8 protein-coding genes and 1 riboswitch are annotated in these 15,237 nt (G+C 75.9%); of the genes, 6 read left to right on the top strand and 2 right to left on the bottom strand.

The features are described from left to right. Window positions 1-143: 143 nt before the first annotated feature. The 3 genes from aceB (at window position 144) to tsaD (ending at window position 3,863) form a co-directional block, all read left to right on the top strand. Entirely contained in the window at window positions 144-1,754 is a 1,611-nt protein-coding gene (aceB, locus tag IE329_RS35355) for a malate synthase A (protein ID WP_190215136.1), read from the top strand. A 25-nt stretch (window positions 1,755-1,779) separates the two neighbouring features. Continuing rightward, window positions 1,780-2,646 (top strand): 3-hydroxybutyryl-CoA dehydrogenase, encoded by an 867-nt coding sequence (locus IE329_RS35350; protein WP_190215135.1) that lies wholly within the window; start codon window positions 1,780-1,782, stop codon window positions 2,644-2,646. Window positions 2,647-2,795: 149 nt separating this feature from the next. Continuing rightward, on the top strand, window positions 2,796-3,863 hold the full coding sequence (tsaD, locus tag IE329_RS35345; RefSeq protein WP_190215134.1) for a tRNA (adenosine(37)-N6)-threonylcarbamoyltransferase complex transferase subunit TsaD: 1,068 nt from the start codon (window positions 2,796-2,798) through the stop codon (window positions 3,861-3,863). A gap of 259 nt (window positions 3,864-4,122) precedes the next feature. Here the strand turns inward: tsaD and IE329_RS35340 are convergent, their stop codons facing one another. Both IE329_RS35340 and IE329_RS35335 read right to left on the bottom strand, forming a co-directional pair. After that, entirely contained in the window at window positions 4,123-4,608 is a 486-nt protein-coding gene (locus tag IE329_RS35340) for an acyl-CoA thioesterase (RefSeq protein ID WP_373311397.1), read from the bottom strand. A gap of 259 nt (window positions 4,609-4,867) precedes the next feature. Beyond that, window positions 4,868-5,090, bottom strand: a riboswitch (cobalamin riboswitch). A 123-nt stretch (window positions 5,091-5,213) separates the two neighbouring features. Further along, a complete protein-coding gene (locus IE329_RS35335; protein ID WP_190215133.1) occupies window positions 5,214-7,976 on the bottom strand; it encodes an AAA family ATPase in 2,763 nt (920 codons plus the stop codon). Window positions 7,977-8,153: 177 nt separating this feature from the next. Between IE329_RS35335 and IE329_RS35330 the strand changes: the two genes are divergently transcribed. The 3 genes from IE329_RS35330 (at window position 8,154) to IE329_RS35320 (ending at window position 15,233) form a co-directional block, all read left to right on the top strand. Continuing rightward, window positions 8,154-8,348, top strand: a complete 195-nt coding sequence (locus IE329_RS35330) for an MbtH family protein (RefSeq protein WP_190215132.1) — start codon at window positions 8,154-8,156, stop codon at window positions 8,346-8,348. 97 nt (window positions 8,349-8,445) lie between these two features. Then, window positions 8,446-13,710: a non-ribosomal peptide synthetase gene (locus tag IE329_RS35325; protein ID WP_190215131.1), complete on the top strand. Its 5,265-nt coding sequence runs from the start codon at window positions 8,446-8,448 to the stop codon at window positions 13,708-13,710. Window positions 13,711-13,721: 11 nt separating this feature from the next. Next, the gene (locus tag IE329_RS35320; RefSeq protein ID WP_190215130.1) at window positions 13,722-15,233 is read left to right on the top strand and encodes a condensation domain-containing protein; all 1,512 of its coding nucleotides are present in this window, start codon (window positions 13,722-13,724) and stop codon (window positions 15,231-15,233) included. Window positions 15,234-15,237 lie beyond the last annotated feature (4 nt).

Genomic DNA, 15,237 nt, shown 5'->3' with positions numbered 1-15,237 from the left:
CCGGGCCCGGCCGGCTGCCCCGTGGCCGGCCGGCCGACTCCGATCCACGCCGCGGGGCCCGTTGAGGGACGGGCTCCGCCGGCCGCCCGCGCCCGGGGCCGCGCCGACAACGCGGCCTCGGGCCCACCTTCCTGGAGAGCCGGATGACCCTGACCAGCCGTACCGAGATCCTCGGCGAGCCCGAGGAGCGATTCGAGGAGATCCTCACCGCCGAGGCCCTGCGCTTCGTGGCGGACCTGCACGACGCCTTCGCCGGCCGCCGCACCGAGTTGCTCGCCGAACGCGGCCGCCGGGCCGCCGTCCTGGCCCGTACCGGCACCCTCGGCTTCCTCCCGGAGACCCGCGCCGTCCGGGAGGACCGCAGCTGGCGGGTGGCCGGGGCCGGTCCCGGACTCGCCGACCGCCGGGTGGAGATCACCGGCCCGCCGGAGCGGCGGATGGCCGTCAACGCCCTCAACTCCGGGGCCAGGGTGTGGCTCGCCGACTTCGAGGACGCCACCGCCCCCACCTGGCACAACCTGATCTCCGGTCAGCTCAACCTGCTGGACGCGATCGGGCGCCGGATCGACGACACCACGCCCGACGGGAAGCGCTACCGGATCGGCGACTCCCCCGCCACCGTCGTGGTCCGCCCGCGCGGCTGGCACCTGGAGGAGGCCCACCTGCTGATCGGCGGCCGCCCGGCCGTCGGCGCCCTGGTCGACTTCGGCCTCTACCTCTTCCACTGCGGGCAGCGGCAGATCGAGAACGGCAGCGGTCCGTACTTCTACCTGCCGAAGCTGGAGAACCACCTAGAGGCCCGCCTGTGGAACGACGTCTTCACCTTCGCGCAGCGCCGGTTGGGCATCCCGCACGGCACGATCCGGGCCACCGTGCTGATCGAGACGATCACCGCCGCGTTCGAGATGGACGAGATCCTGTACGAGCTGCGCGAGCACGCGGCCGGCCTGAACGCCGGGCGCTGGGACTACCTCTTCAGCCTGATCAAGAACTTCGCCGGCCACGGCCCCCGCTTCGTGCTGCCCGACCGATCCTCGCTGACGATGACGCAGCCGTTCCTGCGGGCCTACACCGACCTGCTGGTGCGCACCTGCCACCGGCGCGGCGCCCACGCCATCGGCGGGATGGCCGCCGCCGTCCCCAGCCGGGACCCGGCCGCCAACGAGGCCGCCCTCGCCAAGGTCGGGCTCGACAAGGAGCGCGAGGCCGGCGACGGCTTCGACGGCTCCTGGGTGGCCCACCCCGGCCTCGTGGACACCTGCCGCACGGCCTTCGACGCTGTGCTCGGCGAGCGGCCGAACCAGCTCGACCAGGCCCGCGAGGACGTCGAGGTCACCGCCGCCGACCTGCTCGCCGTGCACCGGCTCACCGTCGGCCTGCCGACCGAGCAGGGCCTGCGCTCCAACGTCGCCGTCGCGCTGCGCTACCTCACCGCCTGGCTCGGCGGCGCCGGAGCCGTCGCCGTGTTCGGACTGATGGAGGACCTCGCCACCGCGGAGATCGCCCGCTGCCAGCTCTGGCAGTGGCAGCACCACTGCTCCCGGCTCGGCGGGGGCACGCTGGCCACGCCGGGCACCGTACGCCGGCTGATCGACGGCGAACGGGCCGCCCTGCTCGCCGAAGGCGCCGAACCGGCCCTGGTCGACGACGCGGTGCGGGTCCTGGAGGAGACCGCGCTCGGCGCGGACCTGCCCGCCTTCCTCACCACCGAGGCGTACGCCCGCCACCTGGTCCGTGTCCGCACCTCGGCCTGAACCGAACCCGCAAGGAGACAGCCCCATGAACGAGATCCGCCGGGTCGCCGTCGTCGGCGCCGGACAGATGGGATCCGGCATCGCCGAGGTCTTCGCCCGCGCCGGACTGGACACCGTCGTCTGCGAGCGGAGTCCGGACGCGCTGCGCGCGGCTCGCGCCCGGATCGACCGTTCGCTGCACCGCGCGGTCGACCGCGGCCGGCTGGACCCGAACGCGCGGGGGGAGGCCTGGGCGCGACTGCTGTTCGCCGACGACCTGGAGGCGCTCGCCGACCGCCAGCTGGTGGTCGAGGCCGTGGTCGAGGACGAGCGCGTGAAGACGGACCTGCTCGCCGGTCTGGACAAGGTGCTCGCCGACCAGCAGGCCGTCCTCGCCACCAACACCTCGGCCATCCCCGTCACCCGGCTCGGCATCGCCACCACCCGTGCCTCGCACGTGATCGGCCTGCACTTCTTCAACCCCGCGCCGGTCATGCCGCTGGTCGAGCTGGTCGCCTCGCTGCACACCGGGCCGGCCGTGCTCGACCGGGTCGAGGGCTTCGCCCGGGACACCCTCGGCAAGCACGTCGTCCGCTCCCGCGACCGGGCCGGATTCGTGGTCAACGCCCTGCTGGTCCCCTACCTGCTCGGCGCGATCCGGATGGCCGAGGCCGGCCACGCGACCCCCGCCGACATCGACGCCGGCATGGTGCACGGCTGCGCCCACCCCATGGGTCCGCTCCAACTCGCCGACCTGATCGGCCTGGACACCGTGCAGGCGATCGCCGAGTCGCTGTACGACGAGTACAAGGAGCCGCTCTACGCTCCCCCGCCGCTGCTGGCCCGGATGGTCGAGGCCGGACTGCTCGGCCGCAAGAGCGGGAGGGGGTTCCACCCCCACCGGCCGGTGTGACCACGGACGCGCACGGCGCGCAGCACCGCTCCTCCGGCCCTGCGTCCCGAGCGGGGCCACCGCCCGGCCGGGTGCCCCGGCCCGGCCCTCCACTATCCTTATTGCTTCAGTCATGCATTTGCACCTGATGAGCAATAAGGAGTCGAGGGATGGCGGGACCGCCGGTGGTGCTCGGGATCGAGTCGTCGTGCGACGAGACCGGGGCCGGTCTGGTGCGCGACGGCGTACTGCTCGGGCACGCCGTCGCCTCGTCCATGGAGGAGCACGCCCGCTACGGCGGTGTGGTCCCCGAGATCGCCGCCCGCGCCCACGTCCAGGCCATGGCCCCCGTCGTCCAGGAGGCCCTGGGACGGGCCGGACTCACCCTGGCCGACGTCGGCGCCGTCGCGGTGACGGCCGGTCCGGGGCTCTCCGGCGCGCTGCAGGTCGGCGTGGCCGCCGCCAAGGGCTACGCCTACTCGCTCGGCGTGCCGCTGTACGGCGTGCACCACCTCGCCGGGCACGTCGCCGCCGCGACCCTGGACGGCGGGCCGCTGCCGAACCCGTCCGTGGTGCTGATCGTCTCGGGCGGGCACACCTCCCTGCTGCTGGTGCGCGACCTGGCCCGCGATCCGATCGTCCACCTCGGCGACACCCTGGACGACGCGGCCGGGGAGTGCTTCGACAAGGTCGCCCGCATCCTCCACCTGCCCTACCCCGGCGGGCCCGCCGTCGACCGCGCCGCCCGCGACGGCGATCCGGCCGCCGTCCGCCTGCCCCGCCCGCTCAGCGGCCCGAACGACCCGCCGTACGCCTTCTCCTTCTCCGGCCTCAAGACCGCCGCCGCCCGCTGGGTCGAGGGCCGGCGTGCCGCCGGCACCGAACCGCACGTCCCGGACGCCGCCGCCGCGCTCCAGGAGGCCATCGCCGACACTCTCACCCGCAAGGCCGTCCGGGCCTGCACCGACCACGGCATCGACACCCTCGTCGTGGTCGGCGGCGTCGCCGCCAACTCCCGGGTCCGCGCCCTCACCGAGCAGCGCTGCGCCGCCGCCGGCATCACCCTGCGCGTGCCGGCCCTCGGCCTGTGCACCGACAACGGGGCCATGGTCGCCGCCATCGGCGACCTGCTGGTGCGCTCCGGCGCCGGCCCCGCGCCGATGGACCTCTCCGTCGACCCCTCGGCCCCGCTGGAGTACGCCGCCCTCACACCGCGCGCCACCGCCCGCGCCGCCTGACCACGGCGGCCGCTCCGGAACGCGGGCGGGCGTCCCGTCGGTCCGTCCTCCCGCCCCCGAGGTGGCACGCCGTCACCCGCGCCGCGCACGGGGCCTGCCGGGCCCGGACGGGCCGCGCCGGGCCGGGCCGGGGTCAGGGTGCGGGTCCGGAGGCAGGTCCGGGTGCGGGCCCGGACCGTTCGGCGGTCCGGACCCGCGCCCGGCGGCCGGGCTACTCCGGGCGTCGGCCGGGCGGCCGGGGTCGGCCGGGTCAGCCGGGTCAGCCGGCAGAACCCTTCGCCCGCCGGACGCGCCGCTCACGGGCGAGCCGCTCACGGCGCTGTTCGACGGCGCTCTGCGGGACCAGGGCCGGTACCCGGTGCGGCTGCCCGTCCGCGTCGACCGCGACGAAGACCAGCTGCGCCGTGGCCACCCGCGTCACCGGCCCGGTGAGGTTCCACCGTTCCGCCGTCACCAACACCGAGACGTCCATCGAACTGCGCCCGGCGTGATCGACACGGGCACGGACCGTCAGGAGGTCACCCGCCCGCACCGGCGCGAGGAAGGACATCTCCTCCACCGACACGGTGACCGCGGGCACGCCGGCGTGCCGGCCGGCCGCAGCGGCCGCGGCGTCGTCGATCAGTTTCATCACGACACCGCCGTGCACGGTCCCGTAGAGGTTGGTGTCGTGCTCGCTCATGATGTGGGCCAGGGTGACCGCCGAGTCCGTCGGGGTCCTGGAGACGGCAGGGGGCGTCGTCACCGGGCCGTCACCCCGCAGGCCGTCGCGGCCTCCGGCCGGATCCCGGCCGGGCCGGGGCCGACGGACCGCCTTGCCGTCGCCCTGCTGTCCACATATCGGCGGGTCACGGCCCTGGGGGCACCCGGCCGGTCGGTCTGCTGCACGGAACTCTCCTTCGCGAGTTCAGGAGACCCCGGGCGCGCGCAGGAGCGTGAGGTGCGCGTGCGCGTCCCTCGCCGCCGCCGACCCGCCCGCGAGGTCCGGTGGGACCACGGACCGTAGCGGTCCGCGGGCAGCGGCAGGTCTTCGGACTCGCGGGCGCGCCCACCCCTGTGAAGGGCGGACCCCTACTGGCCGTCGCTTCCCGGACCCGGCGGGCCCAGTGCGTATGACGGCGGTCGTTCCCGCTCACCGCTGCGGGGCAGTCCCGGATTCCCACCGGGTTCCCTCTTACGACGCGCCTGCCTGGCGGACAGGGCGAACCAGCTGCGCGGCCCACTCTACGGTCGTCGCCGCAGATCAGGAGCGCCGGGTCGGCGCCCCCGGGTCAGCGCCCCCGGGCCGGGGCCACTCGGGCCACGGCCGCCGGGCGACGGCCGCCGGCTCGAACCGGTCCCCGGACCGGATCAGGAGACGACCGGCTGTTCCGGCACCCGGGGAAGCTGGCGCCGGGAGGTGATCGCGAGCTTCTGGAACACCTTGCGCAGGTGGTACTCGACGGTGCTGGAGCTGATGAACAGCTGGGTGGCGATCTCCTGGTTGGTGGCACCGCGGGCGGCGAGCCCCGCGATGTGCCCTTCGCGCGGGGTGAGTTCACTGACGGTGGCGGGGGTGCGCCGGGGCGTCTTGTCACCGATGGCGCGCAGTTCGTGCAGGGTCCGGTCGGCGAAGGCCTGGGCCCCCATCCCGCTGAACAGGTGGAAGGCGCTGCGCAGTTGCTCCCGGGCCTCGCCGCGGTGCCGCCGCCGCCTGAGCCACTCGCCGTAGAGCAGGTGGGTGCGGGCGAGCTCGGTCCGGATGTCGCCGGCCCGGAGGTGACCGAGGGCCTGACGGTAGAGCCCGCCGGCCTCGGCGTCGTCGGCCAGCAGTGCCTGCGAGCGGGTGAGCAGCCCGAGCGCCCAGGGCGTGCCGGCGGCGCTCGCGCGCGGGCTGAGGCGCAGCAGCGCGGCCTGTGCGGCGTCGCGGTCGCCGCTGCGCACGCCCGCCTCCACCATCTCGACCAGCGCGGGGTTTCCGTAGTACACCGGGTCCTCGGCGTACCCCTGTCGCGCCACGGCGAGGGCGTTCGCGTAGTTGGACGATCCGTTCTCCAGGACGGCCAGGGCGGTCCGGGTGGTGTGCAGGCGCACGCCGCCCGACGCCCGCTCGGACCGTTCCACGTCCATCGCCGCCATGGCCGCGCGGGTGGCCTCCTCGTTGCCCCGCCAGCCCTGCAGGATGACGTCACTGCCCTCGGCGAGCCGGCCGGACCCGTCGATGGCCCCGACCAGCTCGCGGAAGGCGGCGAAGTTGCTCTCCGCCTCGGTGAACCGTCCGCACCAGGTCTCCACGCTGGCCACGGCGTGCAGGGAGACCCTGAGCATGTCCAGGGCGCCCAGGTCGCGGGAGGTTTCGACGGTGCGCGCGGCGATCGCGCGGAATGCCTCGCCGTCCCAGAGCTCGTGCGCGGCGATCAGGCCCAGCAGGAGCAGCCGGACGTCCGACGGCCCGGTGTCCGCCCCGGCGAGCGCGCCCACCGCCGCGCGGAGCAGCGGGGCCGCCGCCTGCGGTCCCTGAAGGACCTGGGTGGCGTGCGCCGTCAGCAGGAGGTCGGCCGGGTCCGGCGGCCCGGGGGCGGCGGGCAGGTCGAGTGCGGCCTGGGCCACGGTGGACGCGGTGACGTCCCCGCCGAGCCAGGAGGCGCCGAGGACCGCCTGGAAGGCTTCGAGCAGGGTGTCGCGTGCGGCGCGGCGGTCGCTCGGCCGGTAGGCCCGGGCGGCGGCGAGCAGGTCGGTGGCGGCCGGCGTCTCGCGGCCGTTCTGGATGTGGATCGCGCCCTGCAGTCGCAGGCGGCGTGCCAGGTGCGCGGTTCCGGCGTCGGAGGCGGCCTGGTGGAGGAGGGCCTCCGCGCGGTCGGGCAGGCCGGCGGCGAGGGCTGCCTCGCAGGCGGTGAGCAGGCGTTCGGCGCGCGGAGCGGCGCGCGGGGTGAGGTCGGCCGCGCGGGCGAGGAAGGCGCACGCCGCGCTGTAGCCGCCGCGCGCCTGGGCGCGGGCGGCCGCCTGTTCGAGTTCGGCCGCGGTCGTCTCGTCGCGGCCCTCGCAGGCCGCCGCGAGGTGCCAGGCTCGGCGGTCCGCGTCGGTGCGGGCGTCCGTGACGGCGGCCAGCGCCGCGTGCGCCCGGCGCCGGTCGGCCGGTGTCGATCCGTCGTAGACCGCCGACCGGATCAGCGGGTGGCGAAAGGCCGGCGCGGGTTGGAGCAGGAGCAGGCCGGCCGCGGTGGCGGGGGTGGCGAGATCGGCCAGTTCGCCGGTTCCGGCGGTGCCGTCCAGGCGGGTGACGGCGCGCCACACCAGCGCCCGGTCACCGGTCGGGTCCGCGGCTATGACCAGGAGCAGCGTCCGGGTGGGCTGCGGCAGGGCCTGCGACTGGCGCAGGTAGCGGGCCTGGAGCTGCCGGCCCAGGGGCAGGCGCTCGGACAGCGGGACCGGGTCGGCACCCGCCGGTGATTCGAGGTCGCCGGCGAGTTCGCGGAGCGCCAGCGGGTTTCCCGCGGCCTCGGTGACGATCCGTTCGGCGATGTCCTGCTCGATCCGCGTGGAGAGCGTCCGGGCCAGCAGGGCGTGCGAGTCGTACCGGGCCAGCTCCGGCAGGACGGCCTGCGGCAGGTCGTCCAGGAGCCGGACGCCCGCGTCCGGTTCGCGGACCGCGAAGAGCAGGGTGATGCGGTCGGCGTGCAGGCGGCGTGCGACGAACGCGAGGATCGTCAGGGACTCCTCGTCCAGCCATTGCGCGTCGTCGCAGACGCACAGCAGCGGCTGGCTCGCGGCGCTGTTCGCGAGCAGGGTGAGGGTCGCGAGCCCGATCAGCAGGCGGTCCGGATGGATGTCCGCGACCAGTCCGAACGCCGCTCTCAGCGCGTCCCGCTGCGGGGCGGGGAGCCGGTCGAGGTCGGACAGGAAGGGCAGCAGGAGGCGGTGCAGGCCGGCCAGGGCGAGGTCCTGCTCCGCCTCCTTTCCGCTGATCTGCGTGATCCGCATGCCGGTGGCCCGGGCCACCGCGTACGCCAGCAGCGTCGTCTTGCCGATGCCGGGCGGCCCCTTCAGGACCAGCACGCCGCTCAGTCCCTCGCGTGCGGCGTCGAGTTGCGCGTCGACAGTGCGCTTCAACCGGGAGCGACCGAAAAGGATCATGGTCGGAGTGTAGTGCGCACCCGGTCCGCCGCGGGGTGCATTAAGGGGTTCCAAGGATCCAACCGCCTTGGCCGGCGAGGAGGCTGGAGGAGATCGCCGAAGCGGCCCGCGACCGGGCCGGACAGGCGCTGACCTTCGCGCACCCCGTGCGCCCGCCCCCCAGACAGGAGACCCCGGATGGACAGCCCGACCCGGCCCAGCGAGACCCAGCACCAGGTCGTGTGCAACGACGAGGAACAGTACTCGGTCTGGCCGCTCGGCCGGCCCCTGCCGAACGGCTGGCGGAGCGCCGGGCCGCAGGGCACGAAGGCGGAGTGCCTGCGCCACATCGACCGGGTCTGGACCGACCTGCGCCCGCTCAGCGCCCGCTGACCGGCACGACGCAGCACGTCAGGGCCGCCGCGCAGGTCGCGGTGCCGCCCGCCCGGCCATCACCGGAGGACATCGTGTCACCTGCCAAGGGAGTGTCATGAACGGACCTGTTCTGCCGACCGGAGCCGAGTACGGGCAACTGCTCGGCGCACTGAGGCTGGAGACGCCGTGGGCCGCGGTCGCACTCGATCCCGTCGAGGACCCGGCGGACCGTCCCGCCGAACCGCCGTCGGCCGCGCCCGTACGCACCGACGCCTGGGTCCCGGCCGGCGAGGTGATCGACCGGATCGCCCGCGCGGACGGCGACCGGATCGCGCTCGGCGACGGGCGGAGGACCTGGACGTACCGTCAACTACTGGCCAGGACGGAGAGCTTGGCGGACCGGCTGCGCCGGGCCGGCGTGCGCCGGGGTGACGTGGTCCTGGTGACCATGGAGCGCGGGTCCGCCTTCGCCGAGGCGGCCCTGGCGGTGTGGAAGGCCGGCGGCGCCTTCCTCCCGCTCAAGCCGGGCGATCCGCCAGCCTGGCGCGAGCAGGCCGCCCGTGCGTCGGGGGCCCGGGTCGCCGTCGCGGCCTCGGCGGAGCCGGCGCTGCCCGGGGTGGCGCACCTGGTCTGGCCGGACCCGGACCCGGACCCCGACGCAGGCCCGAACCCGGCGTCGGCCCCGGCCCCAGGCTCGGACTCGGACCGGGAGGGGTGGGAGGAGCCCGCGGGGCGGGAGGGGGCCGCCCCCGGCGACCTCGCGTACCTGGTCGCCACCTCGGGCTCGACCGGGGAGCCGAAGCTGGTGATGCTGGAACACCGGGGCGTGGCCAACCTGGTCCGGGCCCAGGCCGAGACCCTGCCCGCCCTGGGGCCGGGCTCCCGGGTCCTCCAGTTCTCCCACCCCACCTTCGACGGCGCGGTCTTCGACCTCCTGCTGGCCCTGGCGCACGGCGGCCGGCTGGAGGCGATCACCGAGGCGGAGACCTCGGGCGAGCCGCTCGCCGCGGCCCTGCGGCGCCGGCGCGTCACCCACGCCGTGCTCCCGGCCGCCGTCCTGCGGACCCTGGGCTCCGAGCGGTTCGACGACCTGGACGTGGTCCTGAGCGTCGGCGACGTCTGCCTCCCCGAGACCGCCCGGCTCTGGAGCGGCCGCCACCGCTTCTTCAACGGCTACGGCCCGTCCGAGACGACCGTCTGCGCCACCCTGCACCGGGGCGGCGCCGATGCCGGCGCCGAGCGGGTCCCGGTGGGCCAAGCGGTCGGTGGCGTCCGGGTGGTCGTCCTGGACGACGACCTCCGGCCGGTGCCGGCCGGGGAGGTGGGCGAGCTCTGCATCGGCGGCGCCGGCGTGGGACGCGGCTACCTCGGCCGGCCCGGCCCGACCGCCGAGGCCTTCGTCCCGGACCCGTTCAGCGCCGTCCCCGGCGCCCGCCTCTACCGCACCGGCGACCTCGGCCGGCTGCTGCCCGGCGGAGGGACCGAGTTCCTGGGCCGCCGCGACAACGAACTGAAGATCCGCGGCGTCCGGATCCGGTTGGACGACATCCAGAACGCCCTGGCGGCGCTCCCGGGGGTGCGCGACGCCGTCGCGGTGGCCGCCGGGGCGGCCGGTGAGGGCGACCGCAACCTCGTCGGGTACGCGGTCGCGGAGCCCGGCCACCGGCCGACCGGCGCCGGCCTCCGGGCCGAACTCGCCCGTCGCCTCCCGGCCCACCTGCTGCCCGGCGCCGTCCTGGTGCTCGACGCCTGGCCGCTGACCGCGAGCGGCAAGGTGGACCGGGCCCGGCTCCCGGACCCCCACCCGGCCGCCGGCTACCGCGCCGCCCGGACACCGGCCGAGGAGGCCCTCACCTCGCTCGCCGCCGACCTGTTCGGACTCGGCCGGGTCGGCCGGGACGACAGCTTCCTGGCGCTCGGCGGCAACTCGCTGCTGGCCACCCGCTTCGCGGCGCGCGCCGAGGCCGTACTCGGCCGGCGGCTGCCGCTCGCGGCTCTCCTCTCCGGCGCCACCCTGGCCGAGCTGGCGGCGGCCGGGGACGGCGGACCACCGCCGCCGGCCGTGCCGGGGCCGGTGCGCGGGCGGCCGGACGGCTCCCGGCGGGTGCCGTCCTTCGCGCAGGAGCGGATCTGGCTCATGCAGGAGCTGCGCCCCGGCTCCCTCGCCTACCACGCCCAGGCGGCGCTGCGGATCGGCGGCCCGCTGGACCCGGACGCGTTGTCCGCCGTGCTCACCGACCTGGTGCGTCGTCACGAGGTGCTGCGCAGCCGCTTCCACAACGACGACGGCCGGCTGCGCTGCACCGTCGAGCCGCCCCGGCCGGTGGAGCTGCCGCTGCTCGACCTGAGCGGTCGACCGGCCGGCCTGCAGGGGAAGCTGCTCGGCGAGGCCGTCGAACGGTTCGTCGTGCGCCCCTTCGCGCTGGACTCCGAACCGCTGGTGCGCTGGCTGCTGATCCGGCTGGGCGGGCAGGAGCACGTCCTGGTCCACGCGGAGCACCATCTGGTGCACGACGGCTGGTCGTTCAACGTCTTCCTGCGGGAGCTGGTGGAGGGCTGCCTGGACCACCAGCGGTACGGCGAGGTCCGCAGGCCCGAACCGGAGATCCAGTACTACGACCACGCGCGGTGGCAGCGCGCATGGTGCCTCGGCCCGGAGGCGCAGCGCCAGCGCGACTTCTGGCGGCGGGAGCTGGCCGGTGCGTCGACCGTGCTGCCGCTCCCCCGGCGCGCGGCCGCGGCCGGCCGGCGGTTCGTCGGGGCCGCGCCGCGCGTCGAGATCGACGCCGAACTGGCCCGCGCGCTGGAGGCGCTGGGGCGGCGCCACGGCCACTCCCTGTACGCCGTGCTGCTGGCCGCGTTCTTCGCCCTGCTGTCCCGCAGCACCGGCGCCGAGGACGTCCTGGTCGGCTCCGGGGTGGCGAACCGCCGCTGGCAGAACACCGAGGACCTGATGGGCATGTTCGTGAACACCGTCGTCCTGCGCGGCAGGACGGCGGACGATCCCCCCTTCACCGCACTGCTGGACCAGGTCGGGCACACCGTACGGGCTGCCCTGGACCACCAGGACCTGCCCTTCGAGGAGATCCTCGCCCAGAGCCGGGCCGAGCACGTCCCCGGCGTGAACCCGCTGGTCCAGGCCTCGTTCAGTTTCCACGACGCCATGCCGGGGCGGCTCGGAGCCGCCCCGTTCTCGCTGGACGTCATCGAGGGCCTGGGCACCGGCTCGGCCAAGTTCGACCTGAACCTCATCGCCTTCCCGCGGTACCGCGCCGCCGGGTGCACCGGCCGCGGCCCGGGCAACGTCCTCCAGGTCCCCGCCTCGGACGGACCGGTGCCGCCGAGCCCGGCCGCCGCCCTGGACGGCGTCACCGTCTCCTGGGAGTTCGACTCCGACCAGCTGGGGGCGGGGTTCGTCACCGGGCTGATGCGCGCCTACCAGGAGATCCTGCGGGCGGTGGTGCGCGCCCCACGGACCGCGCTCTCCGAACTCGCGCTGGTCTCGGGCGCAGAGCGCGGACGGCTGCTGCGGCGGGCGCTCGGGCGCCAGGACGAGCCGTCGGCGGACCGGGTGCCCGAGGTGGTCGCCGAGTGGGTCGCCCGGACCCCGCAGGCGCCGGCGGTGTCCGCGGACGACGAGGAACTGACATACCGTCAGCTCTGGCTCAGGGCGGGCGAACTGGCGGCCGTCCTCGCCGAGTCCGGGGTCGGCCGGGGTGACGTGGTGGCGCTCCACCTGCCCCGCTCGGCCCGGCTGGTGGTGGCGATGCTGGCCACCCTGATGACCGGCGCCGGCTCCCTCACCCTGGACCCCACGCACCCGCCGGCCCGGCTGGCTGCGCTGCTGGAGGACAGCGGCACCCGCACGGTACTGGCCGACCCGGACGGAGCCGGCCGGCTCCCGGCAGGCCGGTGGCAGGTCCTGACCCCGCGTCCGGACCCGTCGTACACCGGGCCGCCCGGGGCGCCGGTGCCCGGCAGTCCCCGCGACCTCGCCCACGTCATCTACACCTCCGGATCCACCGGACGCCCCAAGGGGGTCCAGATCGAGCACCGGTCGCTGATCGCCCGCCTCCGCGCGTCCGACATGGCCGCCCCGGGCCCCGGCCGGCGCGTACTGGCCACCAACGCGACCGTCTTCGACGTCTTCGCCATGGAGGTCTGGTCCGCCCTGCTGAACGGCGCCGCGCTCCACCTCCTGCCGGCCGCCGCGGGCCCGCAGGAGATCGCCCGGCGCATCGTCCGCCACGACATCAGCCACATGACGCTGGTCACCCCGCTGCTGCGGGTCATGACGGAGACGTCGCCCGACGCCCTCGCCCGGCTCCAGGCACTCGTCGTCGGCGGCGACACCGCGCCCCCGGACGTGGTGCGGGCCGCACTCGCGCTCGGCGCCCGCCGCCTGGTCAACTCGTACGGACCCACCGAAGTCACCGTCTACGCAACGGCGTTCGAGGCCAACAGGGCCGGGCGGATCGGCTCCGAGGTGCCGGTCGGGCGCCCGGTCTCCAACGCCCACCTCGTCCTGCTGGACGACCGGCTGAACCTCGTCCCCGACGGCTTCGCGGGCGAGATCTGCGTCGGCGGCCCCGGGGTCGCCCGCGGCTACCTCGGGCGGCCCGCCGAGACGGCCGAGCGTTTCGTGCCCGACCCGTACTCCACCGAGCCCGGCGCCCGCCTCTACCGCACCGGGGACCGCGGCCAGTGGCTGCCGGACGGCAACCTGCGGTTCCTCGGCCGCCTCGACCACCAGGTGAAGATCCGCGGGTTCCGGATCGAGCCGGAGGAGGTACGGGCGGCGCTGGCCGCCCTGGCGGGCGTCCGTGAGGCGGAGGTGGTCGCCCACCGTGCCGGGGAGCCGCAGGCCCGGCTCGTGGGCTACGCCCAGGCCGGGCCCGGCGGTGTCCTGGAGCCGGCCGCCCTGCGGGCCGCCCTGGCCGAGCGCCTGCCCGGGCACCTGGTGCCCGAGAGCATCCTGATCGTGGAGGACTGGCCCCGGGGCGCGACCGGCAAGGTGGACCGCTCCCGGCTGCCCGTGCCGCCACCGCCCGCGGTCACCCCGCAGGGCCGGCCGGCGGACCACGGCCCCGCCGCCGAGGTGCTGGCCCGCGTCCTGGCCGAGCTCCTGGACCTGCCCGAGATCGGTGCCGAGGACGACTTCTTCCAGCTCGGCGGCCACTCGCTGCTGGCGATGCGGTACGCCGCCACGGCCGGCCGGGCGCTGGGCCTGGACATCGACCTGGCGACCGTGCTGGCCCACCCGACCGTCGCCCGGCTGTCCGCCGCCCTGGGCGCCAGCGCGGCGCCGCCCGCCCTCGCCGAGCCCCCGCGCAGGCTGCCGCGCAAGGTCCCCGGCCCAGCCGCCCGGGCGCAGCGTTGAACACCGCATCGTTGAACGCCGCAACGTTGAAGGGCGCATCGTTGAAGGGCGAGGCGTCGAAGGGCACGGCGTCGAACCCCGCAACGTCGAACCCCGCGGTCACGGCGGCCCCGGCCGACGGCACGCCGTTCCCGCTCTCGCACCTGCAACGCCGGCTCTGGCTCCTGCACACCCTCGACCCGACCGGGGCCCTCCAGAGCACCGCCCGATGCTTCCAGGTCGACGGCCGGCCGGACCTCGACGCCCTCCAACGGGCGCTGGACCACCTGGTCGAGCGGCACGAACCGCTGCGCACCGTCTTCCCGCTCTCCGCGACCGGCGAGCCCGTCCAGCTGGTACTGCCCGCGGCCACCCTCCCGCTCACCCCGCTGGCCGCCGAGGACGGCAGTGAACCACTCATCTCCGCACGGGAGTTCGCCGAGCAGCCGTTCGCCGCCGACCGCGGGCCGCTGGCCCGGGCCGGGCTGCTCCGCACCGGCCCCGACCGGCTGCTGCTGGTCGTCGCCGTCCACCTGCTGGTGGCGGACGGCTGGTCCTGGAACGTGCTGCTGCGCGAACTCGGCGCCTGCTACGCGGCCGCGCTCACCGGAACCGATCCGCGGCTGCCCGGCCTCCCCCTGCAGTACGCCGACTGGGCGCACTGGCAGCACGGGCAGCTGACCGGGGCCCGCCGCCACGAGCTGCGCCGTTGGTGGCAGCGGGAACTCGACGGCGCGGCCCCGGGCCTCGGCCCGCCGGCCGCCGGCACCGACGCCGACACGGCCGCGTCGGCCGCGACGGCCACCGGCGCCACCGCGCACGCCACGGACGTCACCACCACCACGGCGACACACGCCGGCGCCACGGTGGCGAGGCCCGGCCGGGCCGTCACCCGCTCGCTGGACGCCCGTACCGAGGAAGCCCTGCGCGCCCTCGCCCGGCGTGCAGGAGTCTCCCTGTTCGCCGTCCTCGCCGCGGCCTTCGGCGCGACGACCGGCCGGCGGATCCACCGGGAGGAGTTGGTGATCGGTACCCCGGTGGCCCACCGCGACCTCCCGGAGACCGAGCACCTGCTCGGCTTCCTGGTCGGCACCCTCCCCCTGCGCGTCGACCTCACCGGCGACCCGCCCTTCACCGAGCTGGCCCGCCGGCTGGCCACCACGGCCGGCCGGGCCTTCGCCCACAAGGACCTGCCCTGGGAGGAACTCCCCTGGCAGCAAACGCCGGGCGGTCGGCGCACCCTGCCGACCCTCGCCCACCACCCGGCCGGCAGCACCGGCTCGCTCGCCCTGCCGGGGTGCCGGGTGCGCGAGCTCGACCTGCCGTCCGACGCCTCCAGGTTCGACCTGACCCTGCGGATCTCCGAACACCCCGGCCCCCGGCGGAGCAGCGTCCGGGTGGAGCACGACACCCGCGTGGTGCCCCCCGTCGAGGCCGACGACCTCCTCACCGGCTACCTCGCGCTGCTGGACGCCGTCGCCCTGCGCCCGACCGCCCGGCTGTCCGAACTGCTGCCGCAGCGCCCCCGTCCCTCGACCGACTGAACCC

It is taken from the genome of Kitasatospora indigofera (assembly GCF_014655955.1).
Classification (GTDB): domain Bacteria; phylum Actinomycetota; class Actinomycetes; order Streptomycetales; family Streptomycetaceae; genus Kitasatospora; species Kitasatospora indigofera.
This window is presented reverse-complemented; position numbering and strand designations above follow the sequence as displayed.

What these genes read in the sequence shown, in the direction of transcription:
- aceB (WP_190215136.1), top strand. Translation starts at nt 144, where the DNA reads ATGACCCTGACCAGCCGTACCGAGATCCTCGGCGAGCCCGAGGAGCGA.
- IE329_RS35350 (WP_190215135.1), top strand. Translation starts at nt 1,780, where the DNA reads ATGAACGAGATCCGCCGGGTCGCCGTCGTCGGCGCCGGACAGATGGGA.
- tsaD (WP_190215134.1), top strand. Translation starts at nt 2,796, where the DNA reads ATGGCGGGACCGCCGGTGGTGCTCGGGATCGAGTCGTCGTGCGACGAG.
- IE329_RS35335 (WP_190215133.1), bottom strand. Translation starts at nt 7,976, where the DNA reads ATGATCCTTTTCGGTCGCTCCCGGTTGAAGCGCACTGTCGACGCGCAA.
- IE329_RS35330 (WP_190215132.1), top strand. Translation starts at nt 8,154, where the DNA reads ATGGACAGCCCGACCCGGCCCAGCGAGACCCAGCACCAGGTCGTGTGC.
- IE329_RS35325 (WP_190215131.1), top strand. Translation starts at nt 8,446, where the DNA reads ATGAACGGACCTGTTCTGCCGACCGGAGCCGAGTACGGGCAACTGCTC.